We start from the raw sequence: 17,102 nt of genomic DNA on the forward strand, positions 1-17,102 counted from the left end.
AACGATTGTTAGCAGCGTGCACGGGGCAGACGTCCGGGAAGGCGCCGGATCGTGCGACCCTCGCTTCCCTCCGTGCGCCTCCTCTCCGCCTCCCTGCCGATCAGAGCCGCTCGGCACTCTGGAGGTGGCAAGCGCCGCCCATCGCTCGCCGGTCCCCGTCACCCGCCCCGCACCCGACGACCGGCGGACGGTCGCCTGATACGGGGGTTGACATGGCCACACAGAAGTACCCGGCAGGGAAGTTCGACTCCGCGGCAGCCGGACTGGTGCTGGTGGCCGCCGCGGTCGGACTGGCCGCCCGCCGGCGGCGCCTGGAGACGACACGTCTCCAGGTGAAGCGGCTGGAACTGCTGGAACTGGCGCACCGCCGCACGGCACTGGCCCGTCAGCAGCGCATGCACTGGGAACTGCTGTCGCGGGCGATCGACGACCCTTCCTTGGCCGCGGTCATCGACACGTACGACACCGAGATTCCGGTCGAGAAGCGACGGCAGTTCTTCTACGCCAACGCCTGGTACGTCAGCCTCTATCACCTCTACGAGGCGGGGCTCCTGGACATGGAGGAGCTCTTCGGGCGCTTGCGGGAGTTCTTCCAGAACCCGGTGATGCGGGAGTACTGGGAAGCCTCGCGAAAGCAGCGCGCCTCGCTCAAGCAGTCGTCCGACGAGGCGCGCATCGGCACCATGGTGGACGGGCTGATCTGCGATCTGGAGGACGCCGACACCGACGAGTGGTGGGTGGTCGGCACCCCTCCGTCGTCCTGACCGTCCCGGTACACGCCCCCTCAGCGGTCCACCAGGTCAATCACCGCCCACGGACGGTACGGCCGAGTGACTTTCGCCTGTGCGCCCCTGTGGCTCCCGCAGATCCCAGTAGCGTTCGGCATGTCACCACGACCAACCCCGAAGGACCGGTATCCCTTGAAGATCGTGCGCCGCATCGGTGTGCCTCCCAGCGCCCGTGGCAGTACCTCTGGAGCCAGTTGCCCGGACATCTTCGAGCTGAGCGACGGCAACTTCGCCGTCATCGGCACGGAGGCCACCGACACGCTGGAACGCGAGTTGCCGGCCGACGCCGCCCGCGCCGACTACGAACGCATCGTCGTCGTCAGCCGGGAGACCCTCATCCGCGCCAAGGCGGACATCCCCGACGCCTGAGTCGGACAGCGACAACCGTTCGGCCACCGCTTCCGCCTCGCTCCCGCCACCTGCGGGCCGGGGCCGAACCGACCGAGCAGCACACCCGGCCACTGCTTGGCGGCACACCGCGTCAGGCCCGGCACCGGACCGGTCCCGGGCCTGACTGCGCCCCCAACCCCCAGCCCCTCGCACCTCGAAGGCGAGAGCCTCCTCTCGCAGGTGAGGACCTCTTTCCCCGTACCGGGCGGCATGCCGCCCTCTCCACGGCCGCCGTTCCAGGCCCTGTGCACCATCGGCGCCGGTCACCGCCGGCACCCCCTTGCATTCCGCACCCCGCGGACCGGCCACCGCCAACACGCGATCGGGTCCGACGAGCGTGCCCGAAAACCCCGCCACGACTACGAGACTCCCGCCGAAAGGATTCTCCATGCGACGCCTCGACGAGCCCGCGCACGGCCGCGAATGCTCGACCGGAATGACCTGTCCCGCTGTCTTCGAGCTCCCGGACGGGAGGATCGCGGTCATGGGAACCGACGTGACGGACGGACTGCGTGAATCACTCGCAGGGGCCGGCCCGTTCCCGGGTCGCGCCTGCATAGTCAGCGTCCCCCGCCAGGTCCTGCGCACGGCGCTGCGCAACCTCTGAGCGACAGGGCCGCCCCGCTCAGGTCGGGCCGGTACCCGCCGTTTCCCCGCCCGGCTCCGGGAAAGAATTCGACGGACCGGGTGGGGAGGCGCGGATGGCTGCCGATCGAGCGGTGCGCGAGACCGTGCGCTTTGTCGCGTGGGCCGGCGCCACAGCCGTGGGGGTGGCCGTCGTCGGCATCGCCTCCCTGGCGGTCAGCGGATGGCTCATAGACGGCGTGGAACGGCTCAACCCCGACGAGCACTCGGCTGTCGAACGCAGCTCGCTCGGACAGTATTTCGGAGGCGTGAGTGCGGTTTTCTCCGGTCTGGCCCTCATCTTGCTGATCGTCGCACTGTTCTACCAGCAGAAGGAGATTCGGCAGCAACGTGAGGAGCTGGCACTCCAGCGTCAAGAACTGTCCGCCTCAAGGGACGAGTTGCGCCGCAGCGCCGCCGCCGACCTGCGGGCCCTGCACGTTCAGTTGACCCAGCTCGCGATCGAGCACCCCGCACTGGGCGAAGTATGGGGGGACTACCCCGGCGAGACCGACGAGGGGCGACGGCAGATGCTCTTCGCCAACGCCTGCTTCGGGCACATGATCCTCGCGGAGAGCTGGGGGAACACCACGGAGGCCGAGTTGCTCGTCAACGCCCGGGTCCTCCTGCGGAGCCCGGTCTTCCGGCGCTACTGGGCCGCCACCAGGGGCGTGAAAAGCCAACTGCCCCCGGAAAGCGACGAAGGCCGGGTGTTCCGCTTCTTCGAGCAGGCTCTGACGGAACTGGACGGAAACACGCCCCCGCCGGCGCGCTGACAGAGGGTCTCTGCCAGCACACGGCAAGGCGCCCGCACCGGATCACGCCATGCGCGACGCCTCCGGCCCCACGTACCGCGCCGCCGGCCTGATGATCTTCGAGTCGGCCGCCTGTTCCAGGATATGGGCGCTCCAGCCGACCACCCGGCCCGCCGCGAAGGTCGGGGTGAACATCTCCCGGGGCAGACCGCAGAGTTCCATGACCACGCCCGCGTAGAACTCGACGTTGGTGTGGAGTTCCCGGCCCGGCTTCAGCTCCGCGAGGATGGCCTCGACCCGGCGTTCCACCTCCACGGCGAACGCCACCCGGGGACCGCCGAAGCTTTCGGCGACCTCGCGCAGCATCCGCGAACGCGGGTCCTCCGTGCGGTAGACGGCGTGACCGAAGCCCATGACGCGCTCGCCCGCGAGGACACGTGCCCTGATCCAGTCGTCGATGCGGTCGGGCGTGCCGATGGCGTCGAGGGTGTCCAGCGCCCGGCTCGGCGCCCCGCCGTGCAGCGGGCCGGAGAAGGCCGCCACCGCTCCCGTGAGACAGGCGGCGACGTCCGCACCCGTCGACGCGATGACCCGGGCGGTGAAGGTGGACGCGTTGAAACCGTGGTCGATCGTCGAGATCAGGTACTGCTCGATCGCCCGCGCCCGCCGCTCGTCCGGCTCGGCGCCGGTGAGCATGTAGAGGTAGTTCGCCGCGTACGGCAGGTCCTCGCGCGGCTCCACCGGTTCCTGTCCCCGCCCCAGCCGGTGCAGCGCGGTGAGCAGCGTGGGGACGGCGGCGACCGCGGCGACGGTGTCCGCGCGGCGGCGGTCGGCGTCGATGTCGTACACCGGCCGGAAGTCGCGCGCCGCGCCCAGCAGGGACAGGGCCGTGCGCATCCCGGCGAGCGGGCCGGAGCGTCCGCCGGCCGCCGCCAGGGCGGGCAGCGCGGCCCGTACCTCGTCGGGCAGCCGACGCGGCGCGGCGGTCTCGGCGGCGAACGCGGCGGCCCGCTCCGCGTCCGGCAGCTCGCCGTGGACCAGCAGGTGCCAGACCTCCTCGAAGCCGCGCGTCCCGGCGAGCTCCACGGCGGAGTACTGACGGTAGTGGTAGAAGCCCTCGGCCCCCCGCACGTCCCCGATCTCGGTGTCGGTGACGACGACTCCGGCCAGCCCCCGGGGTACGGCGACGGGCGTGACTGCGGTCCTGGTGACGGACATGTCCTGCTCCTCGGTTCGCGCCTCCTGCACCCTATGCATTGACTCGACTGTCCATAATTGATTAGCTGCCTGTCAATATTGATTGAATCAATGTTTATGAGAAGGGGCGCGCTAAACAGGTGCGTCCGGCCGGACGGATACGGTGACCTCCATGCGTGATCAGGAGCAGCGACGGCTGACCACCAAGGAGGCCGCGGAACTGCTCGGCGTGAAGCCGGAGACGGTGTACGCCTACGTCAGCCGCGGTCTGCTCAGCAGCCGGCGGGCCACGGGCGCCCGCGGCAGCACCTTCGACGCCAAGGAGGTGCGGGCGCTCGCCCGCCGCAACCGGCGCGAGGGCGCTTCCGGCCCCTCCCCCGGCGGCGAACCGGCCGTCCGCACCCGGCTCACCCTCATCGACAGCGACCGGTACTTCTTCCGCGGCGTCGACGCGGTCGAACTGGCCCGGCTCCACACCTACGAGGAGGTCGCCGAGTGGCTGTGGACCGGGCGGCTCCACCCCGGGGCCGCCTTCACCGCGCCCGAGGCGGCCGTCGCCGTGGCCCGCCGCGCGGTCGACGCCCTGCCAGGACACGCCGGCCCCACCGACCGGCTGCGGGTCGCCGCGATCGCCGCGGCGACCGCCGACCCGCTCCGCTTCGACCTGGCCGAGGACGCCGTGCTCGGCACCGCGCGGAGCCTCATCCCGACGCTGGTGGAGGCTCTGCCGCCGGTCCCGCCGCACCGGGCCGAACGGGGTTCGGTCGCCGCCCGGCTGTGGGCGCGGCTCACCCCCCGCCCGGCCGACGAGGCGTCCCTGCGGGTCCTCGGGACCGCCCTCGCGCTGCTCGCCGACCACGACCTGGCCGCCTCGACCCTCGCCGTGCGCGTCGCCGCGTCGGCCCGCGCCCACCCGTACGCCGCCGTGTCCGCGGGACTCGGCGTGATCGAGGGACCGCTGCACGGCGCGGCCAGCGGCCTCGCCCACCGGATGCTGCGGGACGTACTCGAACGGGGCGGCGCCGCCCCCGTGGTCGCGGAGGAGCTGCGGGCCGGCCGGCGCATCCCCGGGCTCGGCCACCGCCTGTACCCCGGCGAGGACCCACGCGCGCGTGCCCTGTTCGCGCTGCTGGAGGGGGTGCCGTCGGCGGCGCCCGCGCTGACCGCCGCCCGCGACATCGCCGCCACCGCGGCCCGCCACACACCACTGCACGCCAATGTCGACCTGGCGCTCGCCGTACTGACCACCGCCACGGGCATGCCCTCTTCGGCGGGCGAGACCGTCTTCGCGGTGGCCCGGACGGCGGGCTGGATCGCGCATGCGTTGGAGGAGTACGCCGAACGGCCCCTGCGGATGCGCCCCAGCGGGCTGTACGTGGGTCCGCGCCCGCCGATGCCCCTGCCGGAGCACTGACGGCAAAACACCTGCTGGGGGCGGTAGGCGGGGCTTCCGCTTCACTCACCCGGCGGGCGTTCGCGCGCTGCGGGAGGCCGGGACCTCCAACTCAGGTTAGGCTCACCTCTGTGAGTAGGTGCTCAACCGTCTCCCAGGACCTCGCCGAGCCCGTTTCGGGGACCGCGGCGACCGCCCGGACCTGGCTGCTGCTGGAGCAGCCCGGCCCGTGGGGCGCCACCGCGCTGACATCGAGCCTCCTGGACCCCGCCGTCGGCCGCGCCCTGGACAGGGCCACCCGCGGCACGGACGTGCGGGTCGCGCTGATCCGCCGCCCCGGCCGCCAGGCGGACCGCGACACCTCCGCCGGACGTCGGGTCTTCGTGGCCCACGGTGTGCCGGGCCGGACCTGGCTGCGCACCGCCACGGTCACCGACCCCGCGCGCCTGCTCGGCCTGGACTTCACCGCGCTCGGCAGGGGTGACCACCGCGGTTTCGACAACCTGCTCGGCGGCCGGGCACACACCGGCGACCCGCTCGTCCTCGTCTGCACCAACGGCAAGCGCGACCAGTGCTGCGCGCTGCTCGGCCGGCCGCTCGCCGCGGAACTGGCCGGCGCCGGCACGGAAGGGGTCTGGGAGGTCACCCACCTCGGCGGCCACCGGTTCTCGCCGACGCTGCTCGTCCTGCCGTACGGCTATGTGTACGGCCGGGTCGACGCGCGCACGGTACGGCGCGTCCTGCGCGGCGTGCGGCAGCGGCGGATCGTCCTGACGGGCTGCCGCGGCAGCTCCGCCTGGGAGCGTCCCGGGCAGGCCGCCGAACTGGCCGTCCGCGCGGCCACGGGCGAGGACGCGGCCGAGGCGTTCGGCGTCGTACGCACCGACGGTTCCGCGCCGCGCTGGGAGGTGACCGTGGCCCACATCGACGGACGCCACTGGCGGGTCGAGGTGTCCCACGGCGCCCCCGGCCCGGCCCGCCCGGAGAGCTGCGGGGCGTCGGTACTGGGCTCACCCGCCCGCCTGGAGGTCACAGCGATCCGCGAACTGACGGTGGCGGCACTCGCCGGTTGACGGCGACGGCGACGGCACCGAACGGTCGACGACGACACGCTTCACCGGCTGACGGTGGCAGCGCTCACCGGCTGCCGTTGGCGACGCTCGCCGATCGACGGTGCCGGCGCTCGCCGGCTGCCGACTGCCAGTGGCGACGCTCCCCGGATGACGACGACGGCGCTCACCGATCGAGGGTGGCGTCGCCCGACAGTTGACGGCGGCGCGGTTCGCCCGCTGACGCCAGCAGCGCTCACCGGCTGACGGCGAGGTCGCTCACCGACCGACCGTGCGGCTGCCGTGAGTGACCGTGCACCGGACGTTCGGGAGCCGGTCGTCGGCAGAAGCGATCCGACCGGCGACACGCCCCCGCGCGGGGCCACGTACCGTCCATAGCCATGAGCTCCACTCCCCCCGCGCGCCGCCGGCGCATCGGACTGCCACGGCGGGTGTTCTCGCAGGTGCTGCTGATGCAGCTGGCGATCGCCGCCGGTGTCGCCGTGCTCGCGACCGGGCTGTTCCTCGCGCCGCTCGGCGACCAGCTGGACGACCAGGCGATGCGCCGGGCGCTGGCCATCGCGCAGACCACCGCACAGCAGCCGGAGATCGCGGCGGACCTGCGAAGCACCCGCGCGGCGGCGGACGGTCCTGTGCAGCGGGAGGCGGAGCTGGTCCGGAAGGCCACCGGAGCCGAGTACGTCGTGGTGATGGACCGCCACGGCGTGCGCTGGTCGCACACCGACCCGGACCGGGTCGGCGAAACCGTGTCCACCGACCCCGGTGACGTCCTGGCCGGACGCGAGGTGATGGAGATCGACAACGGCACACTGGGCCGCTCGGCCCGCGGCAAGGTACCGCTGCGCGACGACGGCGGCGACGTCGTCGGCGCGGTCTCGGTCGGCATCGCCTACGACAGCGTCCGCGCCCGGCTCCTGCACGCCGTGCCGGGGCTGCTGGCCCACGCGGGCGGCGCGCTCGCGGTCGGCGCGCTGGCCGCCTGGCTCATCGCGCGCCGGGTCCAGCGGCAAACCCGTGACCTGGCGTTCTCCGACATCGCGGCGCTGCTCGCGGAGCGCGAGGCGATGCTGCACGGCATCCGCGAGGGCGTCGTGGCCCTGGACCGCACCGGCCGCGTCCGCCTCCTCAACGACGAGGCGCGCCGTCTGCTGGACATCGGCGACGAGGCCGTCGGCCGCTCCCCCGGCGAGGCGCTCGGCGCGGGCCGTACGGCCGACGTGCTCACCGGCCGGGTGACCGGCACCGACCTGCTCACCGTCCGCGGCCCGCGCGTCCTGGTCGCCAACCGGATGCCCACCGGCGACGGCGGCGCCGTCGCCACCCTGCGCGACCGCACCGAACTGGAGCAGCTGAGCCGCGAACTGGACTCGACCCGCGGTCTGATCGAGGCCCTGCGCGCCCAGGACCACGAACACGCCAACCGCATGCACACCCTGCTGGGCCTGCTCGAACTGGAGATGTACGACGACGCCGCGGAGTTCGTCGGCGAGGTGGTGGGCGACCAGCGGGCCACCGCCGAACAGATCACCGAACGCGTCACCGACCCGCTCCTGGCCGCGCTGCTGGTCGGCAAGACGACCGTCGCGGCCGAGCGCGGCGTCACCCTGTGGGTCTCCGACCGCACCCGTCTGCCCGGCCGGCTGGTCGACCCCCGAGGACTCGTCACCGTCGTCGGCAACCTCGTCGACAACGCCGTGGACGCCGCCGCGGGCACACCGCACGCGCGCGTGGAGGTCGAACTGCGCGCGGAGGGACGTACGGCGGTCCTGCGCGTGCGCGACAGCGGACCGGGAGTGCCCGCCGCGCGGCGCGAGCTGGTCTTCACCGAGGGCTGGTCCACCAAGGAGCCGCCCGCGCACCGGCGGCGCGGTATCGGACTCTCCCTGGTCCGGACGTTCGCGGAGCGGCAGGGCGGCGGTGTGACGGTGGACGACGCCCCCGGCGGCGGCGCCGAGTTCACCGTCGTCCTGCCCGAGGCGCTGGCGGGCACCGCCTCCGCCGGTGAGGAGGGATCACGATGATCGAGGTACTGGTCGTGGACGACGACACCCGGGTGGCCCGGGTGAACGCCGCCTACGTGGCGAAGGTCCCGGGCTTCCGCGTGACCGGCGAGGCGCACATCGCCGCCGACGCGCTGCGCCTGCTGGAGACACTGCCCCGGGTCGATCTCGTGCTGATGGACCACTATCTGCCGGACGGGACAGGGCTGGCGGTCGTCGAGGAGATGCGCCGGCGCGGCCAGCAGACCGACGTGATCATGGTGACCGCCGCGCGGGACGTGGCGACGGTGCAGGCGGCGATGCGCCAGGGGGCACTGCAGTACCTGGTCAAGCCGTTCGCCTTCGCGGGTCTACGGGTCCGGCTGGAGGCGTACGCGGAGCTGCGCCGCGCCCTCGACGGCGGCGGCGAGGCCGAACAGGCCGAGGTGGACCGGATGTTCGGCGCCCTGTCCGCGCCGTCGGAGCCCGGACTGCCCAAGGGCCACTCGCCCACCACCGCGGAGCTGGTACGCCAGTGCCTGATCCGGGCCGAGGGGTCGCTGTCGGCCCAGGAGATCGCCGAACGGACCGGCGTGAGCCGGCAGACCGCCCAGCGCTACCTGAAGCTCCTGGAGCGCACGGGACGGGCCCGGCTGACCCTGCGCTACGGCGACGCGGGCCGCCCGGAACACCGCTACGAGTGGGCGACCCGCGGCTGACGGACCGGCGCCGGTACGACTCGCGGCTGACGGACCGGCGCCGGTCCGCCGTCGGACCGGCTCAGACGGCCCCCGCGCCGGTCAGCGCCCGCACCTCCGTCTCCGCGTGCTTGGCCGGGTCCGGCGGCTCGGCGGAGAGGACGGTGCCGAGCCAGCCGGCGACGAAGCCGAGCGGGATCGAGACCAGCCCCGGGTTGTCCAGCGGGAAGAGCTGGAAGTCGGCCCCCGGGAACAGCGCGCCGGGGCTGCCGGACACCACCGGTGACAGCAGCACCAGCAGCACCGCGGGCACCAGACCGCCGTAGACGGACCACACGGCGCCGCGCGTGGTGAAGCGGCGCCAGAACAGCGAGTACAGCAGGACGGGGAGGTTGGCCGAGGCCGCCACGGCGAAGGCGAGGCCGACCAGGAAGGCGACGTTGAGGTCCCTGGCCAGCAGGCCGAGGGCGATGGCCAGGGCGCCGACGGCCACCGCCGCGACACGCGCGACGGCCACCTCGTCGCGCGCTCCGGTGCGGCGGCGGCGCAGCGAGGCGTACAGGTCGTGCGCCACGGACGCCGAGGAGGCGAGGGTGATCCCGGCGACGACGGCGAGGATCGTGGCGAAGGCGACGGCGGCCACGACCGCGAAGAGAACGGTCCCGCCGGTGGAGTCGGCGCCGCCGCCGAGGTCGAGCGCCAGCAGCGGCACCGCCGTGTTCCCGGACGCGTTGGACCGCCGTACGGCGTCCGGGCCGACGAGGGCGGCCGCACCGAACCCGAGAACGATGGTCATCAGGTAGAAGCCGCCGATGAGTCCGATGGCCCAGACCGTCGACCGGCGGGCCGCGCGGGCCGTGGGGACGGTGTAGAAGCGGGACAGGATGTGCGGCAGCCCGGCGGTGCCGAGGACGAGGGCGAGTCCGAGGCTGATGAAGTCCAGTCGGGAGCTCCAGTCACCGCCGTAGTTCAGTCCCGGGGCGAGGAACGCGGCGCCGTGCCCGCTGCGTTCGGCCGCGCTCTGCAGCAGTGCGTCGAAGTCGCCGTGGAAGCGGAGCAGGACGAGGGCGGTCAGCACCAGGGTGCCGCCGAGCAGCAGGACCGCCTTGACGATCTGGATCCAGGTGGTGGCCCGCATGCCGCCCAGCGACACGTAGACGATCATCAGCGCGCCGACGCCCACGACGGTCCACGCGCGTGCCGCCTCGCCGCTGTCGCCGATCAGCAGTGCGACCAGGCTGCCGGCGCCCACCATCTGCGCGACCAGGTAGAGCACGGAGACGGTGACCGACGAGGTCCCCGCGGCGATCCGCACCGGGCGTTCCCGCATCCGCGCGGCGACCACGTCGGCGAGGGTGAACCGGCCGCAGTTGCGTACCAGTTCGGCGACGAGGAACAGCACGACCAGCCAGGCCACCAGGAAGCCGACGGAGTAGAGCATGCCGTCGTAGCCGTACAGGGCGATGAGTCCGGAGATGCCCAGGAAGGAGGCGGCGGACATGTAGTCGCCGGAGATGGCAAAACCATTCTCCAACGGTGAGAAGAGACGGCCGCCGGCGTAGAACTCCTCCGCCGAGCCCTGCCGGCTGCGGCCCGCCCAGGTCGTGATGGCGAGGGTGACCGCGACGAACGCGCTGAACAGCACGAGCGCCAGCGTCTGGTGCCCGCCGGTCATGCGCCACCGCCGCGGGCCTTGGCGCGCTCCTGGGTGGCCCAGCGCAGCTCCAGGGCCGCCCGGTCCCTGCGGAGGCGGGCGTGCCGGGTGTAGGCCCAGGTCAGGAGGAAGGTGGTGAGGAACTGACCGAGTCCGGCGAGCATCGCCACGTTCACCGCGCCGGCCACCGGCCGGGCCATCAGCTCCGGGGCGGTCGTGGCGGCCACCACGTACGCCAGATACCAGGCGAGGAAGCCGATCACCGCCGGTACGACGAACCGGCGGTAGCGGCTGCGTACCTCCTGGAAGGCCGCGCTGCGGTGGACCTCCAGGTACACCTCGGCCGCACCCGTGCCCGCACCCGCCCCCGTGCCCGCCCCCGCGTTCGTACTGGTGCCGGTGCCGGTGCCCGCGCCCGTGTCGCCGGGATGGCGCCGGGTCTGCGGCACGGGTCCCTTCGGCGCGGGACCGGCCGCCGCCGCTGTCGCCTCGCCCCAGCCCGAGGCGAGGGCGTCGTACCAGGGGTCGTCGTACCCCGCGTCGCTCCGCGGACCGGCCTCCGCCGCGCGGAGACGATCATTGCTTGACTGCATGCCCAAGGATGGACAGACCGGGAAGATCCCCGACTCTTCTTCCCTGAGCTCTTCACCCCATCAGGTGATACGCACACCGCGCGGAGCCCGATAAGGCCCCGCGCGGAGCCCGGTGCGGCTAGGCGTCGATCCGGGAGCGGTCCAGCGTCGCCGCCGAGTTGGAGATGAACTCCTTGCGGGGAGCGACGTCGTTGCCCATCAGCAGGTCGAAGACCTGCTCGGCCGCCTCCAGGTCGGTGAGGTTGATCCGGCGCAGGGTGCGGCGGCGCGGGTCCATGGTCGTCTCCGCGAGCTGGTCGGCGTCCATCTCGCCGAGGCCCTTGTACCGCTGGATGGAGTCCTTGTAGCGGATGCCCTTGCTCTGGAACTCCATGAGCTTGTCGCGCAGCTCGCGGTCCGAGTACGTGTAGACGTACTTGTCCTGGCCCTTCTTCGGCTGGCTGATCTCGATGCGGTGCAGCGGCGGCACGGCGGCGAAGACCCGGCCGGACTCGACCATGGGCCGCATGTAGCGGTGGAAGAGCGTCAGCAGCAGCGTGCGGATGTGGGAGCCGTCGACGTCGGCGTCCGTCATCATGATGATCTTGCCGTAGCGGGCCGTGTCGATGTCGAAGGTCCGGCCCGAGCCGGCTCCTATGACCTGGATGATCGCCCCGCACTCGGCGTTCTTCAGCATGTCCGTCACGGACGACTTCTGGACGTTGAGGATCTTGCCGCGGATCGGCAGCAGCGCCTGGAACTCGGAGTTGCGGGCGAGCTTCGCTGTGCCGAGCGCGGAGTCGCCCTCGACGATGAACAGCTCGCTGCGGTCCACGTCGTCACTGCGGCAGTCGGCGAGCTTGGCCGGCAGCGAGGAGGACTCCAGGGCCGTCTTGCGGCGCTGGGCGTCCTTGTGCTGACGTGCGGCGATGCGCGTACGGGCGGCGGCGACGGCCTTCTCCATGACGACCCGCGCCTGGGCGGCGGCGTCGCGCTTGGTGGAGGTCAGGAACGCCTTCAGCTCCTTGGCGATGACGTTCGCCACGATGCGGCGGGCCGCCGAGGTGCCGAGCACCTCCTTGGTCTGGCCCTCGAACTGCGGCTCGGCGAGACGCACCGTGACGACGGCGGTCAGGCCCTCCAGGGCGTCGTCCTTGACGATGTCGTCCTCGGCGACGCGCAGCAGCTTCTTGGTGCGCAGCACCTCGTTCATCGTGGTGGCCACGGCCTGCTCGAAGCCCGCGACGTGGGTGCCGCCCTTGGGGGTGGCGATGATGTTCACGAACGACTTGAGGGTCGTGTCGTAGCCGGTGCCCCAGCGCATGGCGACGTCGACGCCCAGCTCACGGGTGACCTGGGTGGGGGTCATCTGGCCGAACTCGTCCAGGACGGGGACGGTCTCCCTGAAAGTGCCCTGCCCGGAGAAGCGCAGGACGTCGCAGACGGGCTTGTCGGCGGCCAGGTACTCGCAGAACTCGCTGATGCCGCCGTCGAAGCGGAACGACTCCTCGCCCTTGCTGCCGCCCTCACCGAGGCCCAGCTCGTCCCGTACGACGATGGTCAGGCCGGGGACCAGGAAGGCGGTCTGGCGGGCCCGCTGGTGCAGCGTGTCCAGGGAGAGCTTGGCGTCCTTGAGGAAGATCTGCCGGTCGGCCCAGTAACGCACGCGCGTGCCGGTCCGCGACTTCGGGATCTTCTTGGCCTTGCGCAGTCCGCTGCCGGCGTCGAACTTGGCCTCGGGGCCCGCGCCGGCGAAGGCGCCGGGCACGCCGCGGCGGAAGCTGATGGCGTGGGTATGGCCGTTCCGGTCCACCTCCACGTCGAGCCGCGCGGAGAGCGCGTTCACCACGGAGGCGCCGACGCCGTGCAGACCGCCGGAGGCGGCGTACGAGCCGCCGCCGAACTTGCCGCCCGCGTGCAGCTTGGTCATGACGACCTCGACGCCGGAGAGGCCGGTCTTGGGCTCGACGTCGACCGGGATGCCACGGCCGTTGTCGCGCACCTCCACCGAGCCGTCGTCGTGGAGGGTCACGTCGATGTGGTCGCAGTAGCCACCGAGGGCCTCGTCCACGGAGTTGTCGATGATCTCCCACAGGCAGTGCATCAGGCCACGGCTGTCGGTCGATCCGATGTACATGCCGGGGCGCTTGCGTACGGCCTCGAGCCCCTCGAGGACGAGCAGGTGCCGCGCGGTGTAGTTGGACCCGTCCCGGTCTGCTCCTGCCAGCAGCGCAGTGGACGGCACGGACGTATCGGCGGTCACGCGGTTCGCTCCTCGCTGAATTTCAGATGGGGCCCTGTTGGGTAAGGGCGCGGCGTCGTTCACCGCTCAGAGGGTACCGAGCCCTGGTAGAGCCGTTGTAACGCCACCCTCGTCATGGAGTCAGCCTAGTCCACGGTCGTATGCCTGTTCGATCGCTCGATGGAGTGAAGCACACATCACGTTCCCTTCCAGGCATGAACCATTTAGGCTCCGGGCACGTCCTCATGAACAACCGGCAAGCCAGCCGGCGGGGACCGACACTGACCGAGAGCGCGAAACCGTACGACACAGAGACACGCACTACGGCACATTCGCCGCCAACCGGCAACAGCCAGCCTCCTCGGAAACTTTTTTCGAGGAAAAGCCACGAGCGGGAACGTTTTGGGGCTGGTTGGATGTTGACCCTGGTACGACAGCTCGTCGAGCTAGAGAAGAGGCGACGTGACTACTGTTCTGACTTCCGCGAGCCCGCTGACGGCCGCTGACCGTTGCGACCGGTGCGGCGCTCAGGCATACCTGCGCGTCGTCCTGCTGAGCGGCGGAGAACTGCTCTTCTGCGCCCACCACGGGCGTAAGTTCGAGCCGGAACTCAAGAAGATCGCCGCTGAGATACAGGACGAGACCGAGCGCCTGACCTCCGTTCCGGCAAGCGCCGACGAAGACGAGCGCTGACACTTCACGACGTCCGACGACGAGCCAGACCGGCACGGCCGGTCAAGGGCGGCCGCCTCCCTCACGGGGGGCGGCCGCCCTGGCTTGTGTACGGGGACCGGTCCGTCTCCTGGTGCTCGTGCGGGAGATTCGGCCCGTGCGGGAGATCCGCTTCGTGCGGGAGATCCGGTTCGTCTTCCGGTGCTCGTGCCGGAGCGAGGTTCGTCTCGCGGGTCCTTGGCGCGGCCTCGGGCTCCCCTGGGTGCTGGAAGCGACGCCACATGGCCCTCAGGGCGCGCTGGGCGCCCCTCTGCCGCCCTGGGAGGCGGATCCCGCCCCGGTATCCCACCCCAGGCTCCGCAGGGCCGCGGAGACGCGCGTGTAGACCCCCGGACTGCCCGCCTCCCCGCACCCGCTCCCCCAGGACACCAGACCGATCAGCTTCCCCCGGGCCACCAGCGGGCCGCCGCTGTCCCCCTGGCAGGCGTCGCGTCCACCGGCCTCATCGCCGGCGCAGACCATCGTCCCGGCGCGGTACTGCCCCTCCTCACTCCCCGGATACGCCTTCTCGCAGAGCGACTCGGGAAGGACGCGTACACGCGCGCCGTGGAGGCTGTCGGCGTAGTCGCCGATGCCGGACGTGTCGCCCCAGCCGTAGACCACGGCGTCCGTGCCGGGCTCGTAGGCCGGGTCGCCGTCGGCCGCCATCGGCAGGGCGGAGCCGGCCGGGAGGGTCTGGGCGAGTGTGATCACGGCGAAGTCTCCGCTGTTGCTGGCGTCGTCGTAGCCGGGGTTCACCCAGACGTCGCGTACCGCGATCTCCTTGCCCCCGCCGGCCAGGAGGTTCGTACGCCCCGCGATTACCTTCAGGTCGCTCACCTGCTCCGGCGGTGTCCCGAGGACCTCCTGGCCCAGGCAGTGTGCCGCCGTGAGGACGGTGGTCCGGCCGACCGCCACTCCCCCGCAGAACTGTCCCGCCCTGGTCCCCCCGAACCGGTCACGGCTGGCCAGTGCCACCGTCCAGGGGCTGTCGGCCGCCTCGACCGGGAACCCTCCGACGACGACGCTGTCGGCGGTCGCGGGTGGTGCGGAGAGCAGTGGTATGGCGGTCGCGGCGGCCGCCAGGACCAGCGGCCGGGCCAGGGCCCGGACGTAAGGGCGTCGCATACAGGCTCCTCACTCTGTGTGGTTGCTCCACGGGTGATGAAATACCCAGAGTGATCCAACCGGCGGCGCCCCGCACCCCGTGCCGACGGCGGTACCGACGGCGGTACCGACGGCGAAGGGCCCGGTCCCCCTGGGGGAACCGGGCCCTTGTCGGCTGTCACGAGCGACCGGCTCGCCTGCGACCCGCTCGCGTGTGCTCCGGACGCGTGTGACCTAGTCGAGGTAGTCGCGCAGCACCTGCGAACGCGACGGGTGACGCAGCTTCGACATGGTCTTGGACTCGATCTGGCGGATGCGCTCACGCGTCACGCCGTAGACCTTGCCGATCTCGTCGAGGGTCTTCGGCTGGCCGTCGGTGAGACCGAAGCGCATGGAGACGACGCCCGCCTCGCGCTCGGACAGGGTGTCGAGCACCGAGTGCAGCTGCTCCTGGAGGAGCGTGAAGCTGACGGCGTCGGCCGGGACGACGGCCTCGGAGTCCTCGATGAGGTCACCGAACTCGCTGTCGCCGTCCTCGCCCAGCGGGGTGTGCAGGGAGATGGGCTCACGGCCGTACTTCTGGACCTCGATGACCTTCTCCGGGGTCATGTCGAGTTCCTTGGCCAGCTCCTCCGGGGTGGGCTCGCGGCCCAGGTCCTGGAGCATCTGGCGCTGCACGCGCGCGAGCTTGTTGATGACCTCGACCATGTGCACCGGGATACGGATGGTGCGGGCCTGGTCGGCCATGGCGCGGGTGATCGCCTGCCGGATCCACCAGGTGGCGTACGTGGAGAACTTGTAGCCCTTGGTGTAGTCGAACTTCTCGACCGCGCGGATGAGACCGAGGTTGCCCTCCTGGATCAGGTCCAGGAAGAGCATGCCGCGGCCGGTGTAGCGCTTGGCCAGGGAGACCACCAGACGGAGGTTGGCCTCCAGGAGGTGGTTCTTGGCGCGGCGGCCGTCCTCGGCGATGATCTCCAGCTCGCGCTTGAGCTTCGGCGCCAGCTTGTCGCTGTTGGCCAGCTTGTCCTCGGCGAACAGGCCCGCCTCGATGCGCTTGGCCAGCTCGACCTCCTGCTCGGCGTTGAGCAGGGGGACCTTACCGATCTGCTTGAGGTAGTCCTTGACCGGGTCGGCGGTGGCACCGGCGGCGGCGACCTGCTGGGCCGGCGCGTCGTCCTCGTCGTCGTCGGAGAGCACGAACCCGGCGGCCTCGGTGCCCTCGGGCTCGCCCTCGGCCTTGGTCTCCTCCAGCACCTCGTCCTCGAGGAGCTCGCCGTCGTCCTTCTTCGCCGTGGTCTTCTTCGCCGCCGTCTTCTTGGCGGTGGTCTTCTTCGCGGCCGCCTTCTTGGCGGTGGCGGTGGTCTTCTTCGCCGCCGTCTTCTTGGCGGGCGCCTCGTCCTCGGCGGCGGAATCGGCCGCGGCGGGCGGCGCCGGGCTGGCGGCGGTGGTGGTCTTCCTGCTGGTCACCGTCTTCGCCGCGACCGTCTTGGTGGCGGTGCGCTTGGCGGGACTCTTCGCTGCGACGCTCTTTCGGGTGCGCTTGGGCTCCGCGGCACTGACCATCAGCGTCACACCCTCTTCCTCGAGGATCTGGTTGAGGCTGCGCAGTACGTTCTTCCACTGAGTGGCCGGAATCTGGTCAGCTTCGAAGGCCCGACGCACGTCGTCGCCGGCGATCTGCCCCTCAGCCTTTCCCCGCTCAATGAGAGCCATGACAGAGACGGACTCGGCGATCTCCGGCGGGAGCGTACGGGATGTGCTGGCCGACACGAACAACCTCTCGGAACGTTGAAAACGGCTTCCGGCCCCGTCCGGGAGGACAGGAGCCGACCGCCGGCTTGGTGATGGGCCGACGGCGCGGGCGGGGGCCGGGGGAGATACACAGCGCCGTGAACGGCATCCGTATTCCCTCCGCGGCT

Annotated in this window: 15 protein-coding genes; 9 read left to right on the forward strand and 6 right to left on the reverse strand. The window is 71.7% G+C overall.

Going from position 1 to position 17,102, the window contains the following annotated elements; translation table 11 throughout:
• Positions 1-212 precede the first annotated feature (212 nt).
• The 4 genes from UW392_RS43765 to UW392_RS43780 all read left to right on the forward strand — a co-directional run bounded on the left by UW392_RS43765 (position 213) and on the right by UW392_RS43780 (position 2,578).
• Entirely contained in the window at positions 213-764 is a 552-nt protein-coding gene (locus UW392_RS43765; protein ID WP_320780888.1) for a DUF6082 family protein, read from the forward strand.
• Between the two features lie 156 nt (positions 765-920).
• Complete coding sequence (locus UW392_RS43770) at positions 921-1,157, forward strand: hypothetical protein (protein ID WP_320780889.1); 237 nt, start codon at positions 921-923, stop codon at positions 1,155-1,157.
• A 505-nt stretch (positions 1,158-1,662) separates the two neighbouring features.
• A complete protein-coding gene (locus tag UW392_RS43775) occupies positions 1,663-1,785 on the forward strand; it encodes a hypothetical protein (RefSeq protein ID WP_320780890.1) in 123 nt (40 codons plus the stop codon).
• A 94-nt stretch (positions 1,786-1,879) separates the two neighbouring features.
• Positions 1,880-2,578 carry a DUF6082 family protein gene (locus UW392_RS43780; RefSeq protein WP_320780891.1) on the forward strand — a complete coding sequence of 233 codons (699 nt, stop codon included), beginning with the start codon at positions 1,880-1,882 and terminating at the stop codon, positions 2,576-2,578.
• A 42-nt stretch (positions 2,579-2,620) separates the two neighbouring features.
• Here the strand turns inward: UW392_RS43780 and UW392_RS43785 are convergent, their stop codons facing one another.
• Entirely contained in the window at positions 2,621-3,775 is a 1,155-nt protein-coding gene (locus UW392_RS43785; RefSeq protein WP_320780892.1) for a citrate synthase/methylcitrate synthase, read from the reverse strand.
• 151 nt (positions 3,776-3,926) lie between these two features.
• Between UW392_RS43785 and UW392_RS43790 the strand changes: the two genes are divergently transcribed.
• The 4 genes from UW392_RS43790 (at position 3,927) to UW392_RS43805 (ending at position 8,915) form a co-directional block, all read left to right on the forward strand.
• Entirely contained in the window at positions 3,927-5,168 is a 1,242-nt protein-coding gene (locus UW392_RS43790) for a citrate synthase (RefSeq protein WP_320780893.1), read from the forward strand.
• Between the two features lie 110 nt (positions 5,169-5,278).
• On the forward strand, positions 5,279-6,220 hold the full coding sequence (locus tag UW392_RS43795; RefSeq protein ID WP_320780894.1) for a sucrase ferredoxin: 942 nt from the start codon (positions 5,279-5,281) through the stop codon (positions 6,218-6,220).
• A gap of 377 nt (positions 6,221-6,597) precedes the next feature.
• Positions 6,598-8,238 carry a sensor histidine kinase gene (locus UW392_RS43800; RefSeq protein WP_320780895.1) on the forward strand — a complete coding sequence of 547 codons (1,641 nt, stop codon included), beginning with the start codon at positions 6,598-6,600 and terminating at the stop codon, positions 8,236-8,238.
• Positions 8,235-8,915 (forward strand): response regulator, encoded by a 681-nt coding sequence (locus UW392_RS43805; RefSeq protein ID WP_320780896.1) that lies wholly within the window; start codon positions 8,235-8,237, stop codon positions 8,913-8,915. The genes UW392_RS43800 and UW392_RS43805 overlap by 4 nt, the downstream gene beginning before the upstream one ends.
• Before the next feature lie 61 nt (positions 8,916-8,976).
• Here UW392_RS43805 and UW392_RS43810 read toward each other — a convergent pair whose 3' ends face one another.
• From UW392_RS43810 to UW392_RS43820, 3 genes are all read right to left on the reverse strand, one after another.
• Positions 8,977-10,569 carry a cation acetate symporter gene (locus tag UW392_RS43810; RefSeq protein ID WP_320780897.1) on the reverse strand — a complete coding sequence of 531 codons (1,593 nt, stop codon included), beginning with the start codon at positions 10,567-10,569 and terminating at the stop codon, positions 8,977-8,979.
• Positions 10,566-11,141, reverse strand: a complete 576-nt coding sequence (locus tag UW392_RS43815) for a DUF485 domain-containing protein (protein ID WP_320780898.1) — start codon at positions 11,139-11,141, stop codon at positions 10,566-10,568. The genes UW392_RS43810 and UW392_RS43815 overlap by 4 nt, the downstream gene beginning before the upstream one ends.
• Positions 11,142-11,259: 118 nt before the next feature.
• A complete protein-coding gene (locus UW392_RS43820; RefSeq protein WP_320780899.1) occupies positions 11,260-13,383 on the reverse strand; it encodes a DNA topoisomerase IV subunit B in 2,124 nt (707 codons plus the stop codon).
• A 441-nt stretch (positions 13,384-13,824) separates the two neighbouring features.
• Between UW392_RS43820 and UW392_RS43825 the strand changes: the two genes are divergently transcribed.
• Entirely contained in the window at positions 13,825-14,055 is a 231-nt protein-coding gene (locus tag UW392_RS43825) for a hypothetical protein (protein WP_320780900.1), read from the forward strand.
• Positions 14,056-14,322: 267 nt separating this feature from the next.
• On the opposite strand, the gene UW392_RS43830 is transcribed toward UW392_RS43825, so the two are convergent.
• Both UW392_RS43830 and UW392_RS43835 read right to left on the reverse strand, forming a co-directional pair.
• Positions 14,323-15,201, reverse strand: a complete 879-nt coding sequence (locus tag UW392_RS43830) for a serine protease (RefSeq protein WP_320780901.1) — start codon at positions 15,199-15,201, stop codon at positions 14,323-14,325.
• Positions 15,202-15,414: 213 nt separating this feature from the next.
• Positions 15,415-16,953, reverse strand: a complete 1,539-nt coding sequence (locus UW392_RS43835; protein ID WP_320780902.1) for an RNA polymerase sigma factor — start codon at positions 16,951-16,953, stop codon at positions 15,415-15,417.
• Positions 16,954-17,102: the final 149 nt, after the last annotated feature.

The sequence above is a fragment of the Streptomyces sp. CRN 30 genome (genome assembly GCF_034105845.1).

Coding starts and splice junctions, on each gene's coding strand:
- UW392_RS43765 (WP_320780888.1), top strand. CDS start 213: ATGGCCACACAGAAGTACCCGGCAGGGAAGTTCGACTCCGCGGCAGCC.
- UW392_RS43775 (WP_320780890.1), top strand. CDS start 1,663: ATGGGAACCGACGTGACGGACGGACTGCGTGAATCACTCGCAGGGGCC.
- UW392_RS43780 (WP_320780891.1), top strand. CDS start 1,880: ATGGCTGCCGATCGAGCGGTGCGCGAGACCGTGCGCTTTGTCGCGTGG.
- UW392_RS43785 (WP_320780892.1), bottom strand. CDS start 3,775: ATGTCCGTCACCAGGACCGCAGTCACGCCCGTCGCCGTACCCCGGGGG.
- UW392_RS43790 (WP_320780893.1), top strand. CDS start 3,927: ATGCGTGATCAGGAGCAGCGACGGCTGACCACCAAGGAGGCCGCGGAA.
- UW392_RS43800 (WP_320780895.1), top strand. CDS start 6,598: ATGAGCTCCACTCCCCCCGCGCGCCGCCGGCGCATCGGACTGCCACGG.
- UW392_RS43805 (WP_320780896.1), top strand. CDS start 8,235: ATGATCGAGGTACTGGTCGTGGACGACGACACCCGGGTGGCCCGGGTG.
- UW392_RS43810 (WP_320780897.1), bottom strand. CDS start 10,569: ATGACCGGCGGGCACCAGACGCTGGCGCTCGTGCTGTTCAGCGCGTTC.
- UW392_RS43815 (WP_320780898.1), bottom strand. CDS start 11,141: ATGCAGTCAAGCAATGATCGTCTCCGCGCGGCGGAGGCCGGTCCGCGG.
- UW392_RS43830 (WP_320780901.1), bottom strand. CDS start 15,201: ATGCGACGCCCTTACGTCCGGGCCCTGGCCCGGCCGCTGGTCCTGGCG.